This window comes from Bacillus sp. 22446, assembly GCF_052044955.1.
Classification (GTDB): Bacteria; Bacillota; Bacilli; order Bacillales; family Bacillaceae; genus Bacillus; species Bacillus altitudinis.
The window spans coordinates 13,280-30,514 of record NZ_JBQEOD010000003.1; the positions used below are offsets into that span (position 1 = coordinate 13,280).

The window sequence follows — 17,235 nt, forward strand, 5'->3', positions numbered from 1 at the left end:
TTTCTATCCCTTCACTAATTCATCCATTAACTGAATCGTTGCCTGTTTCTGAATGTTGCGGATGGACGCGGCAACGTCTTGTGAGGATGATCCTTTTAATTCAAGAGATACGATTCCATTAAAAGCTTCAAATAAAGCAAGATCCACCATAGTCCCTTTGGCAGGGAATGATTGACTGACAATCGCAGTATCTCCAACGAATGCCCCTTCTGGAATAGACACATGATCAATGGTAATATGTGTGGCTTCAGGTGGGATAAGCCCACTCTCTTTAAAATGCTGAGGGTACAGGTGGCAGTCCGCTACATAAAATGTATGTCCAGAAAGCAGCTGTTTTGGCAGTACAGCCTTTTTACCATCAACTAATACATCAATCAATAGCTTGGCCATATCGACGCCAAAGACCTTTTTAATATTCGGGATCATATTCCAGCCAGCGAATCGAGCCGCTGATTCGATCAGTCCAGTTTCTCGATTTTTCATGAGTTTGATTTCTGTATGGGTTGCACAATGTTCAAGACCTAGTCCTTCATTTGCCTTTCTTGCTGCTTCAATGATGATTTGTTTTGCTTCATTGTCTAAGATCGTCGGAGTGATATGAGCCGTTTCTGTAAAACCGATTTGAGGGGTTTTATCATGTATGACAAAAGGGAGATATTCGCCCTCTACGACCAGCCCTTCTACACTGACATAATCAGCATATCCTTCATCTTCATACCAATCTTCGTAAGCACCCTCTAAATACGTTTCAGCGACAAACGGTGCTTCATACGTGACAGCGTCTGGGACTGGTATGGTTTCCAAATACGATTGTACTTGTAAAAACAGATCATCACTTCCAGCCTTGTCATGAAACAAGGTGACGCCAATAGAACTGGCTAAATATGTAGGCTTTAAAATGAGCGGTGTTCCGATAGACTCAATGGCTTTTTGGAAATCAGATAAAGTCGTGACAGGCTGAGTTTTCACCGCTTTGACGCCAGAGGCGTTGAATGCAGCCCTCATTTGGCTTTTATCACGCGCCATTTCGGCTGCCTTGACACCAGCACCTCGCAGCCCAAGACGTTCAGCGGCCTTTGCCATCGGTGCAATGAATAATTCATTATTGGTCGTGATTGCATCTGCTTTGAAAAAGGAAGCCACTCGAATGAAGTCTTCCACAACTTCTTCTTCTGATTTTGGATAATCATCATGTGCCCAGTAAATAGAATCAGGGTGTTCAAAAGAAGGGTGTGTCTCAAAATAATCACGGTCTTTGATGACGGCAATGGAGTATTTTTCGATTAGCTCGGCATGTCCCTTTGTAATCGCAAAGGGTCTCGGGATATAAGAAACGATATGATACGATGCCGCCACGCTTTCATAAAACATATGGGGCGGGCACCCACCTAGATCAGCAATGACAAGTACAGTTTTTTTACTCAATGAAAGCACTCCTTTTATCTAGCGGTGTAACCGCCATCTGCTGTGACGACACTTCCAGTCATATAGCTGGATAGATCAGAGGCGAGAAAGAGCATCACGCCAGCAATTTCTTCAGGTTTTCCAAGCCGCAGCATAGGGTTCACCTTTGCTTTTTCCTTTTTGACGATCTCGAGACTTTCTGTGTGGTTGTCTAAAAAGGACTTCTCGTTTAATGGTGTATCAATGATGCCAGGGGCAATACAATTCACCCTGATTTGATGAGCGGCATAGTCAATGGCCATTGATTTGGTGAGCTGAATGACACCGCCTTTTGTTGCGTTGTATGCAGGAATGTCAGGCCAGCCCACAAGACCTCCGACAGATCCGGTATTGATAATACTTCCACTCTTCTTTTCAAGCATATGCGGCAATGTATGCTTACTCATGAGAAAGACGCCGGTCAGGTTGACCTGAAGAATACGATGCCAATCCTCCAGTGCCATCTCATGAATAGGTGAGACAATTTCGATGCCTGCATTGTTAATGAGGACATCAATGGCACCGAATCGGCTCAGCACGCTCTGAACGGTTTGGTGACAGTCAGACTCCTTCGTAATATCTGTTTTAAAAAATGCAAGGTGCTCATGCGGCAATGATTCAATTAGTTGGTTGCCGCTGCTTTCATTGATGTCAGCGACAGCTACTTTTGCTCCATGCTCGAGGAAGAGCTTGACAGCAGCAAGCCCAATCCCCGACGCACCCCCTGTAATGAGGACAACTTTTCCATCCAGCTTCATTTCTTCACCTTAGATGCTTTTGGTTTTAAGCGATTATAGCGAGGAGGGAAGAAGAGATTAATAGACTTTGATGCTTCTGGCTTTCGATTGATGGCCCCATGATCTTCCCTTGGATCACAGAAATAGGTGGTGCCAAATTCCATCTTTTCTGTAAAGCCTTCGATTGTCATATCATACCCTCCGCTGATGCAAATGCCGATTTGTTCATTTCTATGTTTATGAAAAGGCATTTCTCCACCGTTTCCAGGGATATTGGCAATCATCAGCTCCATCCAATCCTCCACAAAAAAAGTCACTTCCATGCCAGGGAGTAAATCCCGTGTTTTGAAAATGTCTAAGAAATAAGTGGGGGGAGCTGTATATTCTTCGTCATCCTTTAATCTCTTAATATCAATGGCGATCACTTCTTCATCTGTCAGATTTGAAGCGCCGTGAGGGACAAACGGTGGTGCGATATAGGCTGATTCTAATGGGGTGAGCAGTTGAGTCGATTGGCCGACAGTCATTTGAAGCTCGCCCTTTAACACAATACCGATTTGTGCTTCGGGATGTTCGTGAGGTTCAATGATCGTGCGGGGAGGGACGTATGAAATTAACACTTCCGTACCGCCTCTTACAGTGGAATATTGGATAACGCCATTATCCCATTCTAATTTTTTCGCTTGAGGAAAATATCGTTCTTGCGTCTTTTGTTCAGTTTGCATCTTACATCTCTCCTTTTCCGAATATGGACCAGCTCATGGGTATACTTTTAAACGTTCGAATGAAGATGAGGCCATATGTGGCTCTTGCCACCTCATTCGTTAAAGCAAAATCAAATTCGCCGTCTCTTACTTTCTGCGCGGCAGTACTTGTAGAATTAACAAGTTCAAATTCAGCATTTTGGTGAATGAAATATTGAATTAAATTGACAGGTGCAGGATGTGAGACAATTTTTAATTGGTGGAGCATTTGTTCATTGAATGGGAAATCAGGTCTGACAGCCAAACCATACATGGGCGTGTCACATCTGAAAATTTGTAAAAGCTGTAGATCTGGTCTCATGTAGAAGTGTTTGATGCCTTCATATGCGTGTGGGACGAGAGTAAATTGAAGTGGTTGAGAGAGAGTATGTTCAATGCAAGTTTCGAATGTGTCATAAAGGGATAGTTTCATATGAGTGCCGAGTGTAGTGGTGGATTGAGAGATGAAATGTTTTGCTGCGTATTCACTGCTTGTCCCCTTAGGGCCTAGAGTGTTGACTGTAAACATCTTAGGTGAAGGGCTTGGCTCTTCTTTGAAATGAAACACATCATCATTCTTTAGGATCATGTTTACCATCCAATCTTTTTCAAATTTTTACTAGATTATAAAATTTAAAATTGGTAATTGTCAACAAATTTTATAAAAAATGTAATATATGATGATATTAAAAATTGATCTAAAAAACTGCACATATCGAGATGTGCAGTGAAATGTGCTTACGTTTCAAGTGTAGTTGGCTGTTTTTTCTGTAAGGCGCGTTCTCGTTTATAGCTGACGAAGCTGATGATAAAACCAACAAGTGTGATCAATGCACAGACAAGACCTACCGTATGATATCCGAAATGGACATAAACGGGTCCCATCAGTGCGGAACCGAGCATAACAGCAAGGTTGGAGGCCAGGCTGTAAAAAGCCATCACTTTCCCGCGATGGGTTTGAGAGCAGTCGCTTAGAACGGTGCTTAGAAGCGTGACAGATAAGCTTTGCATAGCACCCCAAATAAATAGGGCGAAAATCAGCAACATCCACGAGAATGGCGCATAAGGAAGCAAGGCTAGAACAAGCGCAATTCCACCCAGCACAAAGACAAGGGAACGGGTTTTACCGAACCAGTCTGCTAATTTTCCAGTAAACATACTCATAGAAAAGCCGACGCCATAAGCCATAATAAGAAGTCCAGCTGTTGATTGTCCGCCATCAAACAGACTTTGCAAATAAGCACCTAAAAACGAGTACATGCCGTAAAATCCAAGCATATTGCAAAACGTCACAGTCAAATAGGCAGGCACACGATCAATTTTCAAAGCTCCCCATAAAGAGCCTGTTTTCTCTCTAGCTTGAGGTGCCTTCGGATCAGCTGCTCTGACTTGTTTTCTTGATTCAAGGATGACAAGCAGCAGGACAATGAGACTCATCATAGCGAAGATCCAAAACGTCCAGCGCCAGTTTAAACTCTGGCCGATAAAGGCGCCAATGGGCACACCAAGGACAAGAGAAAGAGACCAGCTCGAAACAATGAGTCCCATCACTTTGCCGCGATATTCGTATGGAACCCGGTCGCCCACAAGAGCATAGGCTGTTGGCACAAATACACCAGTTGCCAGCCCTGAAATAGCACGGCCTGCAAAAAACACGGTCAAATTTGGGGCAGCAGCACACATCACTGTTCCAATCAAAAAGAAAGACAGCCCAATCATCAAACACAGCTCTCTTGAATATCGGTCCCCTAAAGGAACGAGCAGCGGAGCTCCAACCAGCACAGCTAACCCATAAATGCTGATGGTTAGAGCGAGAACATCAAGAGAGTGCTGAAAGGAGTTTGATAAATCAGGCAGCAGTGGTGAAATCACCAGTTCCTCCGATCCCGCCGCAAAAACGCCAAGTGTGAGTGCAATGGCAAGTGTGATGGGAAATGTTTTAGAAGCCTGGCTGTCTAAAGATTCTTTCATCAAGTGATCCCTCCATACTTGCTTTTTCATTTAATTCCGTTAAAATAAATTCTACCATTATTTAGTTTTATTTTACATTTCGTATCATAAGTATCTTCATAAAATACTTTTCAAATGGAACGATTTTGGGATAGGAGCGTAACGAATGAAAATCACCGATGTGGATGTGCATATTTTAAACGAATTGAGAGGAGATGCCCGCTTATCAATGAGGGAATTGTCCAAACGAGTGAATTTATCAGCACCTGCGGTAGCAGAAAGAGTGCGAAAACTAGAGGATGCAGGGATTATCGAAGGGTATTCTGTTCAAGTCAATTATAAAAAGCTGGGTCTGATGATAGACTGTTTACTGGAAGTCACCGTATTAAATGGGGAGTATCAGCGTTTTGTGACATTTATGAACCAGCATCCACGTGCGTTCTTTGCTTATCGAGTGGCAGGACAGTCCTGTTTTTTCATTAAGCTGTCTGTTTCTTCTCTTGAAGAAATTGAAGCGTTTATTCAAGATGTGTCTGGCTTTACAAAAACGGTCTCTCATATTGTCTTATCAGAGCATTCCTTTACCCATCCCATTCAGGAACGTGTGAAACAAATAGAAGAGCCAGAAATGACCGTGGTGAAATAGAAAAAGGACCTGCCCTCAGGTCCTTTTGATTCGTTTATCTGACTGGTAGCTCATGATCGTAATGATCAATCCAATGAATGTTACACCTGCCGCAAAGAGCGAGACAAGCTGTAAATGTGTGATTTCGATAGCAAGACCGCCAAGCGCTGCACCGCCTGCATTTCCAATATTAAAGGCAGAATGACTGAGCGTTGATGCGAGTGTCGGGGCTTCATGTGCCATGTTCATCGTGCGGTATTGCAAGGTAGGAACGAGAATAAATGAAATGATTCCCCAAACAAAAATCGTCAGCACGGCAGGCACTTTAAAGGCAGATGTATATGTGAATAACAACAGGACAGTCATCAGCAAGATCAATGTGACGATAATACTCGGCATCAGCTTCCAGTCGGCAAGCTTTCCGCCGACTAAATTCCCAATGGTGACCCCAAGCCCAAAGAGGACAAGAATGAGGGTGACCCCGTTTTCCTGAAAGCCAGTCACTTGCAGCAGGATCGGGCTGATATACGTAAAGGCGGTAAACACACCCGCAAAACCGAATATCGTCATCGCAAAGGAGACGAGAACCTGCGGCTTTTTCAACACCGATATTTCATTTCGAATATCTAATACTTCTTCCTTCGATTGATTTGGTACTAAACTGATTATACCGATTAAGGAGATGAGACCAATGACGGCAATGACGAGAAATGACATGCGCCAGCCGAATTGATTTCCGATAAAGGTGCCAAATGGCACACCCAGTACATTGGCTACTGTCAGTCCTGTAAACATGAAGCTGATCGCACTTGCGCTTCGCTCCTTAGGAACGAGCCGTGCAGCCATAATGGCGCCGACACCAAAGAAGGTACCATGAGCAAATGACGTTAAAATACGTGCAGCCATCAAGAGACCATAAGAAGACGATACAGCTGCGACAGCATTTCCTGCTACGAAAAGAATCATTAATAGAATGAGGAGACGTTTTCTCGACATTTTTCCAGTTGATAACGTTAAAATAGGGCCGCCAACTGCGACACCGAGTGCATATCCGGTAATCAGCTGACCTGAAGCAGAAATAGATACATGAAGATCATTTGCGACATTTGGCAAAAGTCCCATGATCACAAATTCAGTCATGCCAATCGAAAACGCACCGAGCGTTAACGCAAAAATAGCGATGGGGAAGTTTTTCATGATGAGATCACCTTTCTAAACAAATACATAAAAAGGCTTCGGAGAGTTCCGAAGCCTTAAGAGTTTATCATACATGGAAATAAGACGCTAGTTGCTCGTTTGCTAATCGATTTCCAACAAAGAAGGAACCAAATTCGCCGTAACGTGCACTCACTTCATCAAATCGCATTTCGTAAACCAATTTTTTAAATTGAAGCACATCATCAGAGAAAAGAGTGACGCCCCACTCATAATCATCAAAGCCAACAGAACCTGTAATGATCTGTTTTACTTTCCCAGCATAGCTTCTGCCAATTAAACCATGGCTTCTCATAAGGGATTTACGTTCATCCATTGAAAGCATGTACCAGTTGTCATTGCCAGAACGTCTTTTATCCATTGGATAGAAACAGACATATTGAGAAGAAGGAAGCTCTGGATAGAGGCGCGCACGTACATGCGGGTTCTCGTAAGGGTCTCCGCCATCTCCGCCTCCTGCTAAGTAGTTGCTGAGTTCAACAACTGACACGTAAGAATAAGCTGGAATCGTAAACTCGGCTAGTCGTGTCTTGTTAAATTCAAGTTCAATTTCACCCAGTTCTTCCATAGTCGGACGTAAAATCATGAGCATAATATCTGCTTTTTGGCCGACAATACTATAGATTGTTTGGCTTCCAGCCTGATTGTGCTCAGCTGTTTTCCATTTTTCTAATAGACCTGTGAACTCATGAATGATGGCTTGACGCTCATCGCTTGTCAGCAACTTCCAAGCTGTCCAGTCGATCGTTCTAAAATCATGCAGTGCATACCAGCCGTCTAGTGTTTGAGCTGCTTCATTTGTAGTATGTTGTTCGCTCATTTCTTTCACTCCTATTTACAGTTTTCCATCTGTTCCAACTATAACATAGTTTGTCCAAATGAAGATGTGATCAAAACTTGAACGACGAAAACGCTTTTCTAGAAATTGATTTAATTAGTTTGAAAAATAAGAATTTAAATTGTAAGCGCTATAATGTAAGTTGGTAGTTTGAATTTATGTAGAAGAAGAGTATGCTTAAAAGAGAACGCTTTTTTTGTAAAATCAAGGAGGGTATTGAAGTGGCAGATATTTTTTCAACAGTTCAGGAAAAGGTTGCAGGTAAAGGAGTTAAGATCGTTTTTCCTGAGGGAATGGACGAACGCATTCTAACAGCCGTTCAAAAACTAGCAGATGGCAAAGTTTTGCAGCCAATTGTTGTAGGTAAGAAGGAAGAAGTAGAAGCAAAAGCAAAAGAATTAGGTCTTACACTTGATGGTGTTGACGTGTATGATCCTCATACATATGAAGGTTTTGAAGATCTTGTACAAGCTTTCGTCGAAAGACGTAAAGGCAAAGCGACAGAAGAGCAAGCGAGAAAAGCATTACTGGATGAAAACTACTTCGGTACAATGCTTGTGTATAAAGGTCTTGCAGACGGCCTTGTAAGCGGAGCAGCACACTCAACTGCTGACACAGTGCGTCCAGCACTTCAAATCATTAAAACAAAAGAAGGCGTAAAGAAAACTTCTGGCGTTTTCATTATGGCTCGCGGCGAAGAGCAATATGTGTTTGCTGATTGTGCGATCAACATTGCACCAGACAGCCAAGATCTTGCTGAAATTGCGATCGAAAGTGCAAACACAGCAAAAATGTTTGACATCGAACCACGTGTAGCAATGCTTAGCTTCTCTACAAAAGGTTCAGCAAAATCAGACGAAACAGACAAAGTATCTGAAGCGGTTCGCATTGCAAAAGAAAAAGCACCTGAGCTTGTTCTTGATGGAGAGTTCCAATTCGATGCAGCTTTCGTTCCTTCAGTGGCAGCGAAAAAAGCACCAGATTCCGTCATCAAAGGCGATGCTAGCGTATTTGTTTTCCCTAGCCTTGAAGCTGGAAACATTGGCTACAAAATTGCCCAGCGCTTAGGTAACTTTGAAGCTGTAGGTCCAATCCTACAAGGTCTAAATCAGCCAGTAAACGATCTTTCAAGAGGCTGTAATGCCGAAGACGTTTACAATCTTGCGCTTATCACAGCAGCTCAAGCACTATAAAATAGCATCTCGACTAGAGCAGTCAGTACGATAGATTCGTGCTGGCTGTTTTTTTATTTTGTCCAAATGTGTACAATAAAGGGTGAAAAGAAAACACGAATCGTAGATAAAGCCGATAGGATAGGCAGGTGCTATAATGGAGGATTTAATATATAAACTTCAGCATAAGGTCGCACTTTTAACCGATGCGCAGAGGAGAATTGCAGATTATATCGTACAAAATCCAATGGAAGTCGCTTTTTTAACTGTCGATAAATTGGCGTCAAAAGTCGGGACGAGTACAGCAACGATCATGCGATTCTCTGCTGCTGTGGGGTATTCCGGTTTTTCTGAGTTCCAAAAAGAGCTTCAATCAGCTATGAAGCATAAAGCCGACCCTCAAACGAGACTTGAAGCGAATCTCAAGCATTCAAATAAGAATAAGCTCTTGCATGACCATGTAGAACTTCAATTTCAAAATATCCAGTACGCACTAGACAATATCACGGAAGAAACCTTTCAGCAGATTGTTGGGAAAATAGCCAGCGCACGACACGTTTTGTGTACAAGTGTTCGAAGTGGAAGACCTGTTGGCGAATACATGTCGTTAGGAATCAATCGGCTATTGGGGAATTGCCAGTATATTGATGCAGATCAAAGTGACTGGGTGGATGATTTGGTTCATTTTAACTCGGGTGATTTCATTATAGCTGTCAGCTATCCGCGCTATGCAAAGCGTATGAAAGATTTGATGGAAGCAGCGAAGTCTTATGGGGTGGAAGTCCTTTTAATCACAGACAGTTACAGCTCTCCATTAACCAAATATGCACAATATGTATTACCATGTTCCTCAGCAAGTGTCGGCTCTCATAACTCTGTCGTATCTGCTATCTTTATCGTCGATTACATTTTAAGTGCCTTAGCGATGAATGATCCTGAAAGAACAAAACCACGTTTAGATCAAATCAATCATATGTTAACGAAAATGAGTTACCACACAACACATTAGTCGTGTGGAACTCATTTTTTATTTTTTGAAAGCGCTTTACTAATTGAAAACGAGGTGGTATGATCATATCACAAAAGTAATAAATATTACTTTAATAAAAATAAGTGTAATGAATATAACTCAAAGGGGATGGTGGAAACAATGAGTACTGTTCATTTCGTGTCAAATGATCTTATCGCTAGGGCAAAAAAGCTTAACTCGACATTGCTGTCAGACGTAATGGGGTGCACCGGCGCGATGGATCATCAAATCAAACCAGTTGCGAAAGGCATGAATGTAGTCGGCACAGCTTTTACTGTTAGCTTACGGCCAGGCGATAATTTATTTCTTCATCAAGCGATCTACTCTGCTAAAGAAGGAGATGTACTGATTGTTGATGGGAAAGACCATAAGGGTCATGCCTATTTAGGGGAATTGATGGCACATTCAGCAAAGGCTGTAGGAATAGAAGGAATCGTGATTGACGGGCTCGTTCGCGACAAAATCGCTTTAGAGGAGCTGGCTTTGCCAATCTACAGTAAGGGATTTATGCCAAACGGACCTTATAAAGATGGTCCTGGGGAATTAAATCAAACCATCTCGTGCGGCGGTGTCAAAGTAGCCCCAGGTGATCTAGTCATTGCTGACGATGATGGAGTCGTCATCGTTCCAAAGGAAAGGGCGGAACACCTGCTGACACTAGCGGAAGAGAAACAAGCGTATGAACATCAGAGATTAAAAACGATTCAACAGTATGTGGACGAAGGAAAGCAAGACATCAGTCTCTTAGCACCGGCATGGTTGGAAGGCAGAATGAAAAAATTTCAAGGATAGGGGAATCGGTGATGAAAATAGGCTTTATCGGATATGGTGAAGCAGCATATGAGCTGTCAACGGGATTGAAAACAGAAGGATTAGACCAATTTTATGCGTATGATGTCCTATTACAAAGTGAGAAATTAGCTGGCTCATTGAAAGAAAAAGCATCGCAAACAGGCGTTCAATTAACGAGCAGTATTAGCGAAGTCATTGAGAAATCTGATCTTGTGATTGCAGCTGTACCAGCGAATAAAACCTTAGAAGTGGCACAATCCGTATCGGGAAGTTTGAAAAAGAATCAATTATATGTAGATGTATCGGCATCAACACCAGACATCAAAAAACAAGTAGCAAACGAAATTGAAAAGCAAGAAGCGCTATTTGTAGATGCCGCCATGCTAGGGCCTCTTCCAATCAACAAACACAAGGTTCCGATCACGGCAAGCGGCAGTGGAGTTGACCAATTCATGAAAGTAATGAATGCTTATGGTATGAATATCACAAAAATTAGTGACCAGCCAGGAGATGCTTCGGCACTAAAGCTAATCAGAAGCATTTATATGAAGGGGATTGTCGGTCTCTTGATTGAATTTTTGGAAATTTCCAAAAAATATAATGTGGAACATCAAGTGATTTCTTCATTAAGCGATACAATCGATAGCAAAAGTTTTGAAGAGACCATGAACCGTCTTGTGACAGGGAGTGCATTGCATGCAAAAAGACGGGCGATTGAGCTGCTTGGCTCTATTGAAATGCTAGATGAAGCAGAGATTGATGCCAGCATGTCTCGGGCAGCACAACAGAAGCTTGAGAGATTAGCAGACTTTCACTTTGCTGAACGATTTGACGGGGTAAAACCTGCTAGCTGGGAAGAAGTCATTGACGTGATGCAGCAAGGGGAATAAATTGTAAGCGTTTTATTTAATAAAGGGGAGGCGAAGAAACGATATGGGTTTTATTGCGTTGATTGTGTTCATAGCTGTCATCATTATATGGAATGTTATGGTGAAACGGAATATGGGAGAAGCCATGCTACTAGGCTTTATTGCGACCACATTATTTGGCGGATTGGATGCGTTAAGACTTTTCTGGGATGGTTTAATATTTGCATCCACATATGAGGTGCTTTATGCAGCTGTCGCATTTGTATTCATGGCCTATTTAATCGAAAAGTTGGAATTAATTCATGCACTCTTACGAATCCTAAATTCGGTTGTAGGTAAACTTCCTGGCGGAGCGGCTTATATGAGTACGTTAGGTTCAGCAGTGTTAGGCGCTCTTTCAGGTTCAAATTCTGCAAACACAGCTGCGACTGGCTCTATCACCGCCTCTTGGATGATTAAATCCGGGTGGAGCCGGACTCATACGGCCACGATTCTAGCAGGGAATGGCGGACTTGGAGCGGCACTGCCTCCGAACTCTTCCATGTTTATCATGCTTGGGTTTGCACCAGTTGCCGCCCTTGTATCTGAGGGAGATTTATATATTGCCCTTCTAATAGGAGGACTGTATCAAGTCGTATACCGATTTATTTTGGTGTATCTTCTGGTGAAAAAGAATAAAATTCAGGCCATGCCGCCAGATGATATTCTTCCTTTCTGGGAAGCGGTGAAACAAGGGTGGAAGTCGATCTTTATTTTTTTCGGTGCCTTGATTCCTATCATGATCACCATTGGTCCGTTGGCAAACTACTTAAAAAGTAATCCAAACATCGGACCGGAGGCAATGGATCAAATTTCTTTAATTACGTGGATTCCGATTCTCATGATATTAATTAGTCTAACAATTGGAAGAAAAAAGGCGTCTGCACTTGATTGGTCTCAGTTTTTCAAGTCGGCTATTCCTAAGTTTACAACGATCGGCGCTTTGATGCTGTTTGCAGTGGCTGCTAGTCAAGTGCTTGCTGAATTAGGGCTCGCAGATGATTTGACGCAAATCACATCAGTACTTGCCATTCCGAAATGGCTCATGGTGCTCATTGTGGGTGTTCTTGTCACACTGGTGGCAGGCCCTCTATCTTCAACAGCGACATTAACAGCAGTTGGGCTTGTCTCATTTTCAGCTTTAATCTCAGTTGGAGTGGACCCAGTTGTGGCTGTAGTTTCCATTCTTGCTTTTTCATCAACAGAAGGCGCTTCCCCGCCTGCATCAGGGTCCATATTTATCGCTTCTGGTCTAGCAGGGGCCAGACCAGAAAAAACCTTTATCCCACTGATCCTCTATTATATGCTTCCGATCGTTGGCATTGGCTGGCTCATTGGAATGGAGATACTTCCCGTATAGAAAGGAGAAACAGATGAGAGTATTGATGGAATTCTTATTTAAAGTGCTGCTTGTCCTATTCCTAACGTCAGGAACGTTGTTGGTATTCGGTCAAATACTAGGAATACTCTTGCAAAAGGGAGATATGATCATTGCTAGTACGAACCTATTTAAAAATCCAACACTGGTGTTAAGTGCCTTTTTTAGCCTTGTCGGGTTTTCACTCCATTATATCCCTGAGAAGAAAGACGCTGCATGTAACGATCATGACCCAGCATCAGTCACTGAAACTTTAAAATAACCATCAAAAGCTGGATCCTATCGAAGGATTCAGCTTTTTTATGTGAATTAGGTATAAAAACCCAATACATACGATTCGTTTTTAAGTGAATTCGTTTTCAATCATATGCCTCTTGTGCTAGTAAATGGTAACATAACGGAGGACTATTTGAGGAATAGAGGTGTTTGACGATGTCTGGAGCTATCATCGGTTATACAACAGCCTTGTATTCGTTAAAGGCAGACATATCCATAAAAAAAGAACAAATCATAGAACTGAACATGTGTCGAAAAGAAATCAAAGAAGCAAAGTCTGCTCTGGCAGATGCTAACAAGAAAATGACTCATCCAGATTTGACTTCACATACATGGTTTGGCCATCTCGCAGATACGTTTGATGACATTCGAAACGAGATGGCATCCGCCAGTCAAGAGATAAAAAGTGTACAGCTGACCAATCTAGTGAACCGAATTGATGAGAAAATTAGCGACTTAAAATCAGAGATCCATTCATTAGAACATGAAATTCATTCGGTTGAAAGAAAAATAGAGAAAGAAAAGCAGAAACAACTGGAAGAAAAAAGAGGGTAGTCACATGAGCAGAGAAATTAAAATAGATGCCAGTCAGGTCAAACGAGTATTGCAGCATGCAAAACAATCAGGCGCTCAAATGAATGCAACACTTCCAACAACCATCAAAGGAAGAAATCAGCTCCTGACGGCAGACACATTAGAAAAAATCAATCAGCAGCTGAACGAATTAAGTACATCCTATATAGACATTCTTCAGAAACAACTTGTACAAACAGAACAAGCGGTGAACACCATGATCGAAACGGACAAGGCGCTTGCTTCCAGCAGTAAAAGAAAATAAAGGAGAACGCAATGAAAACCCTTGATGCTTTTGCGCTAATAAACGGAATTGACCAAACGCTGAATACATTAAAGCAGCAATCACAACAGATTAGCTCCATTGAAAAACAAATCCAACAGATCATCTCACTTGATGGCGCACTAAAGGGAGAGGCGGGACAAGCCATCCGCTCCTTTTATACAGAATGCCATATTCCCTTCCTGCAATTTTTTCAGGTTGTCATTGAGGAATACAGCTCTGCGCTCAAACAAACAAAGCAGGCACTTCATACCCTTGAATCAAATCAGCACGGCTTTATATCACAAGCATTTATTGAACACGAACTTGATCAAGGCTTAAAAAAAGCGGAGCGAGCGATTTCTGAAATCGTATCAGAGGCGAATCACGCCATTGGCAGAGTTGGTCATATTGTTCACTTGCCAAGTGTAGACGAATCAGCTTTTCAGCAAAACTATCAAAAGGCATGGCTTGAGACCTCAAGAACCATTGGTCTGCTTCATGCATTTGACAGGGAGCAGACAAGTGCTTTGCAAGAAACAAAAAGCTCCCTTCAAACAATGAAACAATTCATCAACACGCTAAGCACCATGTTCACCGGCCCAAAAATCGACATCACGAGTTATCAAAAAGGGTCTATTTTCAAAAATGGAAAAGAAGAAAAAATAAGCAACACGATCAGCGGATTGAATGACAAAATAGACAACACGAAAGAAAACCCGATGATGATCATGCTGAAGAAGCTGAGAGAGAAACAACAGGCGAATGTGGAGACGGTGGTTCGGGACGAATCTCATAAAAACATTAATCAACAAGTCACAGCAAACGATCCATCACTTACAATATTGCAAAGGGAAGCTGTGAACGGGAAAAACAAGATTCATAGAGACATCAGGGTCGTAAATGGTAAACTATATAACGTAAAAGGCATCAAAAAGCTAAAAGAATTCGACATCGCTGATGAAGTCGTCACAGATCCGTCGAACATTGATTTTATAGGCGGGAGATACACCGTTTACGCCAATAAACAAATCATTCGAACGTATATCGCAAACGGCGAAGTAAGAATAGAAGAAGTAGATAAAATCCCAGAAAGCCGGAGCCGAGGCAATGCGAAACGCATATTAGACGGTGAAGTTGTCTCAACAACCGAAAACATCATCCTAGAATACAGCGGAATCTATGACGGTTATCGAGCCGTCACCGGCAAAGACCCTGAAACCAGCAAAAATATTAGCAGCACCGACCAAGCCCTATCCGCAGCCTCTATTATCCCATTTATGAAAATCATTAAAGGCGGGAAATATGTTTTTAAGATAGATCAAGGGAAGAATGTGGTGAAGAGGGTTGAGAAGACAAGAAAGGGTACGGGTGAACTGATTAAATTCAAAGGTGATGAAGCTATTATTCATTTTGAAAAGCATAGTAAAGAGATAATGGGTGCAATGGGCAAAAACAAATACAATATCAAAAATTATCTTGAAGATGCAAATCACCTTATTCAAAAGGGACAATATGTACCAGAACTGAATGGATATGTAAGAATTGTTGGTGGAAAGGGAAGTGCAAAATACGGATTTGTTGGGCTCGATAGAAAAACAGGAAATATCACCACATTTCATATAAAATCGGTTAAAGAAATTTCTAAAAAAGCACCAAGTTTAGGGATAAAAACAAAGAAGTAAAAAAAGGGTGATCGTATTGAAAATAAAAAAAATAAACTGGATTTCACAAGAAGCCTCAGAAGCTGAAGTGATTGTAACAGATGGCGAACTGGAAATAATGTGTTTTGCTCAACCATTAAATTACCTTGAAGAAAATGAACTATTAGAACCTATTTATTGTTTAGATGTGTCAGACTTAGTGAAAGCTGAATTGTCAGAGTATAGAATTGAAAAATTAGATGATAATTTCAGTTATAGTTTTTTAGGACAATTAATTGATAAGCGTGATGAAAAAGTGAAGGTTGGCGGACTTTTATTAGAATTGGATTACAATATACCGGGAGATATAAATGAAGGCGATTTTATAAGTTTTAATTGTCAACGGTTAGATATTTATTAGTATGAGCCAAAGTCTTAAGGAGCATTAAATGCACAAAAAACAAGAACTAACAAAACAAATCCAAACGGTCATCAACATCCTAGAAAAAGAATATTCGCAAGAGATCAATCAAGGTGTACTTGAATTAATATATAGAAGATACAAGAATGCCCAAAGAATCATGCAAGCCAATGATGATCTCCAAAAAGTCTTTATCATTGGCGGAGTTAGGGCTTACTTGGATAGTCATAATGATTATCTAAATCCATTTTTAGATGAATTACATAAAGCGGAAAGTCTACTAAAAGAATTGTTGTATTGATTATATAGTGATAGGTAGAAGTCTTTGTATTAGAAAGCGATACAAAAACACAGAAAGGAATTCGTATGAATCAGAAAAAACACATCAACAAAAAAACAGTCAATTGGCTATTAAGCATCAGTGTTCTTCTCGTCATTGGGACAGCTTTTATGAGAGGGGTTTATGTCCCACATGCCGGTTCGGATTATCGAGGTTTTCCCATTGATTGGCTAGTCCTGCATTCAAATTATGGTGCTGAATTTCTATTTTTAGGTTTTATACTCGATGTCATCATTTTCTATTTTCTATTAAAGGTGCTCCTGCGGGTGTATAAAAGGATTATGACAAAATCAGCTGAATAAACGCTAGTTCAACCTTTTAGGAGGCGTTCAAAATGATTCATTTTTCTCAGATTCCCAACCTGGTCATAAACAAACCAGCAAGTGACATACATATCAAAGAGGCAGAAGCTGAACTAAATATGATGTTTCCTCATGCTCATCAAGTCTTACTGAAACAATCAAATGGATGTTCCATTGGAGGCGACCTGCTTTTATACGGAACTGAAGACATAGTGGAACGCAATAAAACATGGGAAGTCCATCATTATGCAAGCGGCTATGTAGCCATTGGTGACGATGGCGGCGGGCGAGTATTTCTTATGCGGCAGGCAGAAGAGGAGCAAAAAGTGTGGATTGTCGATGCTGGTGTGATGGACCCTCAGCATGCGGAATTGGTGGCTGAAGACTTGTTAAGTTGGGTAAGTCACGGCTGTTGCATAGAAGTTTAGTCTATTAAGGAGATGATCGATTTGCCGTGGAACACATTGATCGCTGCGGGCCTCGTGGTTGGGGTTCCTGTCGTTTTGATTGCAGCTGTTTATTTCATCTCGAAAAGGAAGAACAAGAAAACCAAAGCATCCAGTTGAAAAGCTCTGTGACGTTCCTTG

Annotated in this window: 21 protein-coding genes; 14 read left to right on the plus strand and 7 right to left on the minus strand. The window is 41.6% G+C overall.

Annotated features, from left to right (window positions below):
• Positions 1-3: 3 nt before the first annotated feature.
• From ACTJJD_RS07375 to ACTJJD_RS07395, 5 genes are all read right to left on the minus strand, one after another.
• Positions 4-1,425: an ATP-grasp domain-containing protein gene (locus tag ACTJJD_RS07375; protein WP_268430404.1), complete on the minus strand. Its 1,422-nt coding sequence runs from the start codon at positions 1,423-1,425 to the stop codon at positions 4-6.
• Between the two features lie 14 nt (positions 1,426-1,439).
• Positions 1,440-2,201, minus strand: a complete 762-nt coding sequence (locus ACTJJD_RS07380; RefSeq protein WP_008343608.1) for an SDR family NAD(P)-dependent oxidoreductase — start codon at positions 2,199-2,201, stop codon at positions 1,440-1,442.
• Positions 2,198-2,905 carry a cupin domain-containing protein gene (locus tag ACTJJD_RS07385; RefSeq protein WP_342462072.1) on the minus strand — a complete coding sequence of 236 codons (708 nt, stop codon included), beginning with the start codon at positions 2,903-2,905 and terminating at the stop codon, positions 2,198-2,200. Before ACTJJD_RS07385 ends, ACTJJD_RS07380 begins: the two co-directional genes overlap by 4 nt.
• Before the next feature lies 1 nt (position 2,906).
• Entirely contained in the window at positions 2,907-3,512 is a 606-nt protein-coding gene (locus tag ACTJJD_RS07390) for a bacilysin biosynthesis protein BacA (RefSeq protein ID WP_440608255.1), read from the minus strand.
• Between the two features lie 149 nt (positions 3,513-3,661).
• A complete protein-coding gene (locus tag ACTJJD_RS07395; protein ID WP_440608256.1) occupies positions 3,662-4,894 on the minus strand; it encodes an MFS transporter in 1,233 nt (410 codons plus the stop codon).
• A 145-nt stretch (positions 4,895-5,039) separates the two neighbouring features.
• On the opposite strand from ACTJJD_RS07395, the gene ACTJJD_RS07400 reads away from it, so the two are divergent.
• Entirely contained in the window at positions 5,040-5,519 is a 480-nt protein-coding gene (locus ACTJJD_RS07400) for an Lrp/AsnC family transcriptional regulator (RefSeq protein WP_440608257.1), read from the plus strand.
• Between the two features lie 15 nt (positions 5,520-5,534).
• Here the strand turns inward: ACTJJD_RS07400 and ACTJJD_RS07405 are convergent, their stop codons facing one another.
• Together ACTJJD_RS07405 and hemQ are read right to left on the minus strand one after the other, a co-directional pair.
• On the minus strand, positions 5,535-6,695 hold the full coding sequence (locus ACTJJD_RS07405) for an MFS transporter (protein WP_440608258.1): 1,161 nt from the start codon (positions 6,693-6,695) through the stop codon (positions 5,535-5,537).
• Between the two features lie 67 nt (positions 6,696-6,762).
• Complete coding sequence (gene hemQ / locus ACTJJD_RS07410; protein ID WP_024719459.1) at positions 6,763-7,533, minus strand: hydrogen peroxide-dependent heme synthase; 771 nt, start codon at positions 7,531-7,533, stop codon at positions 6,763-6,765.
• Positions 7,534-7,772: 239 nt separating this feature from the next.
• Between hemQ and pta the strand changes: the two genes are divergently transcribed.
• The 13 genes from pta to ACTJJD_RS07475 all read left to right on the plus strand — a co-directional run bounded on the left by pta (position 7,773) and on the right by ACTJJD_RS07475 (position 17,076).
• Positions 7,773-8,744, plus strand: a complete 972-nt coding sequence (pta, locus tag ACTJJD_RS07415) for a phosphate acetyltransferase (protein WP_008343597.1) — start codon at positions 7,773-7,775, stop codon at positions 8,742-8,744.
• 136 nt (positions 8,745-8,880) lie between these two features.
• Positions 8,881-9,732 carry a MurR/RpiR family transcriptional regulator gene (locus ACTJJD_RS07420; protein WP_265784542.1) on the plus strand — a complete coding sequence of 284 codons (852 nt, stop codon included), beginning with the start codon at positions 8,881-8,883 and terminating at the stop codon, positions 9,730-9,732.
• A 141-nt stretch (positions 9,733-9,873) separates the two neighbouring features.
• The gene (locus ACTJJD_RS07425) at positions 9,874-10,545 is read left to right on the plus strand and encodes an RraA family protein (protein WP_440608259.1); all 672 of its coding nucleotides are present in this window, start codon (positions 9,874-9,876) and stop codon (positions 10,543-10,545) included.
• 11 nt (positions 10,546-10,556) lie between these two features.
• Positions 10,557-11,435 carry a prephenate dehydrogenase/arogenate dehydrogenase family protein gene (locus ACTJJD_RS07430; RefSeq protein WP_242731212.1) on the plus strand — a complete coding sequence of 293 codons (879 nt, stop codon included), beginning with the start codon at positions 10,557-10,559 and terminating at the stop codon, positions 11,433-11,435.
• A 43-nt stretch (positions 11,436-11,478) separates the two neighbouring features.
• Positions 11,479-12,813 (plus strand): TRAP transporter large permease subunit, encoded by a 1,335-nt coding sequence (locus ACTJJD_RS07435; RefSeq protein WP_242731210.1) that lies wholly within the window; start codon positions 11,479-11,481, stop codon positions 12,811-12,813.
• 13 nt (positions 12,814-12,826) lie between these two features.
• On the plus strand, positions 12,827-13,093 hold the full coding sequence (locus ACTJJD_RS07440) for a hypothetical protein (protein WP_045033886.1): 267 nt from the start codon (positions 12,827-12,829) through the stop codon (positions 13,091-13,093).
• 170 nt (positions 13,094-13,263) lie between these two features.
• Positions 13,264-13,662 (plus strand): YwqH-like family protein, encoded by a 399-nt coding sequence (locus ACTJJD_RS07445; RefSeq protein WP_242731208.1) that lies wholly within the window; start codon positions 13,264-13,266, stop codon positions 13,660-13,662.
• Positions 13,663-13,666: 4 nt separating this feature from the next.
• The gene (locus ACTJJD_RS07450; RefSeq protein WP_008343583.1) at positions 13,667-13,945 is read left to right on the plus strand and encodes a YwqI/YxiC family protein; all 279 of its coding nucleotides are present in this window, start codon (positions 13,667-13,669) and stop codon (positions 13,943-13,945) included.
• Between the two features lie 11 nt (positions 13,946-13,956).
• Positions 13,957-15,627, plus strand: a complete 1,671-nt coding sequence (locus ACTJJD_RS07455; protein ID WP_242731206.1) for a T7SS effector LXG polymorphic toxin — start codon at positions 13,957-13,959, stop codon at positions 15,625-15,627.
• A gap of 16 nt (positions 15,628-15,643) precedes the next feature.
• Entirely contained in the window at positions 15,644-16,006 is a 363-nt protein-coding gene (locus tag ACTJJD_RS07460; RefSeq protein ID WP_017360093.1) for a hypothetical protein, read from the plus strand.
• 28 nt (positions 16,007-16,034) lie between these two features.
• Positions 16,035-16,307: a hypothetical protein gene (locus ACTJJD_RS07465; protein ID WP_017368246.1), complete on the plus strand. Its 273-nt coding sequence runs from the start codon at positions 16,035-16,037 to the stop codon at positions 16,305-16,307.
• Positions 16,308-16,372: 65 nt separating this feature from the next.
• Positions 16,373-16,648 carry a hypothetical protein gene (locus tag ACTJJD_RS07470; RefSeq protein ID WP_242731205.1) on the plus strand — a complete coding sequence of 92 codons (276 nt, stop codon included), beginning with the start codon at positions 16,373-16,375 and terminating at the stop codon, positions 16,646-16,648.
• A 32-nt stretch (positions 16,649-16,680) separates the two neighbouring features.
• Complete coding sequence (locus ACTJJD_RS07475) at positions 16,681-17,076, plus strand: SMI1/KNR4 family protein (protein ID WP_242731203.1); 396 nt, start codon at positions 16,681-16,683, stop codon at positions 17,074-17,076.
• The last annotated feature ends 159 nt before the right edge of the window (positions 17,077-17,235 follow it).

Bases quoted from the DNA above. Each gene is read 5' to 3' on its own strand.
- ACTJJD_RS07380 (WP_008343608.1), bottom strand. From the start codon at position 2,201: ATGAAGCTGGATGGAAAAGTTGTCCTCATTACAGGGGGTGCGTCGGGG.
- ACTJJD_RS07385 (WP_342462072.1), bottom strand. From the start codon at position 2,905: ATGCAAACTGAACAAAAGACGCAAGAACGATATTTTCCTCAAGCGAAA.
- ACTJJD_RS07390 (WP_440608255.1), bottom strand. From the start codon at position 3,512: ATGATCCTAAAGAATGATGATGTGTTTCATTTCAAAGAAGAGCCAAGC.
- ACTJJD_RS07395 (WP_440608256.1), bottom strand. From the start codon at position 4,894: ATGAAAGAATCTTTAGACAGCCAGGCTTCTAAAACATTTCCCATCACA.
- ACTJJD_RS07400 (WP_440608257.1), top strand. From the start codon at position 5,040: ATGAAAATCACCGATGTGGATGTGCATATTTTAAACGAATTGAGAGGA.
- ACTJJD_RS07405 (WP_440608258.1), bottom strand. From the start codon at position 6,695: ATGAAAAACTTCCCCATCGCTATTTTTGCGTTAACGCTCGGTGCGTTT.
- hemQ (WP_024719459.1), bottom strand. From the start codon at position 7,533: ATGAGCGAACAACATACTACAAATGAAGCAGCTCAAACACTAGACGGC.
- ACTJJD_RS07420 (WP_265784542.1), top strand. From the start codon at position 8,881: ATGGAGGATTTAATATATAAACTTCAGCATAAGGTCGCACTTTTAACC.
- ACTJJD_RS07425 (WP_440608259.1), top strand. From the start codon at position 9,874: ATGAGTACTGTTCATTTCGTGTCAAATGATCTTATCGCTAGGGCAAAA.
- ACTJJD_RS07430 (WP_242731212.1), top strand. From the start codon at position 10,557: ATGAAAATAGGCTTTATCGGATATGGTGAAGCAGCATATGAGCTGTCA.
- ACTJJD_RS07435 (WP_242731210.1), top strand. From the start codon at position 11,479: ATGGGTTTTATTGCGTTGATTGTGTTCATAGCTGTCATCATTATATGG.
- ACTJJD_RS07440 (WP_045033886.1), top strand. From the start codon at position 12,827: ATGAGAGTATTGATGGAATTCTTATTTAAAGTGCTGCTTGTCCTATTC.
- ACTJJD_RS07445 (WP_242731208.1), top strand. From the start codon at position 13,264: ATGTCTGGAGCTATCATCGGTTATACAACAGCCTTGTATTCGTTAAAG.
- ACTJJD_RS07450 (WP_008343583.1), top strand. From the start codon at position 13,667: ATGAGCAGAGAAATTAAAATAGATGCCAGTCAGGTCAAACGAGTATTG.
- ACTJJD_RS07455 (WP_242731206.1), top strand. From the start codon at position 13,957: ATGAAAACCCTTGATGCTTTTGCGCTAATAAACGGAATTGACCAAACG.
- ACTJJD_RS07465 (WP_017368246.1), top strand. From the start codon at position 16,035: ATGCACAAAAAACAAGAACTAACAAAACAAATCCAAACGGTCATCAAC.
- ACTJJD_RS07470 (WP_242731205.1), top strand. From the start codon at position 16,373: ATGAATCAGAAAAAACACATCAACAAAAAAACAGTCAATTGGCTATTA.
- ACTJJD_RS07475 (WP_242731203.1), top strand. From the start codon at position 16,681: ATGATTCATTTTTCTCAGATTCCCAACCTGGTCATAAACAAACCAGCA.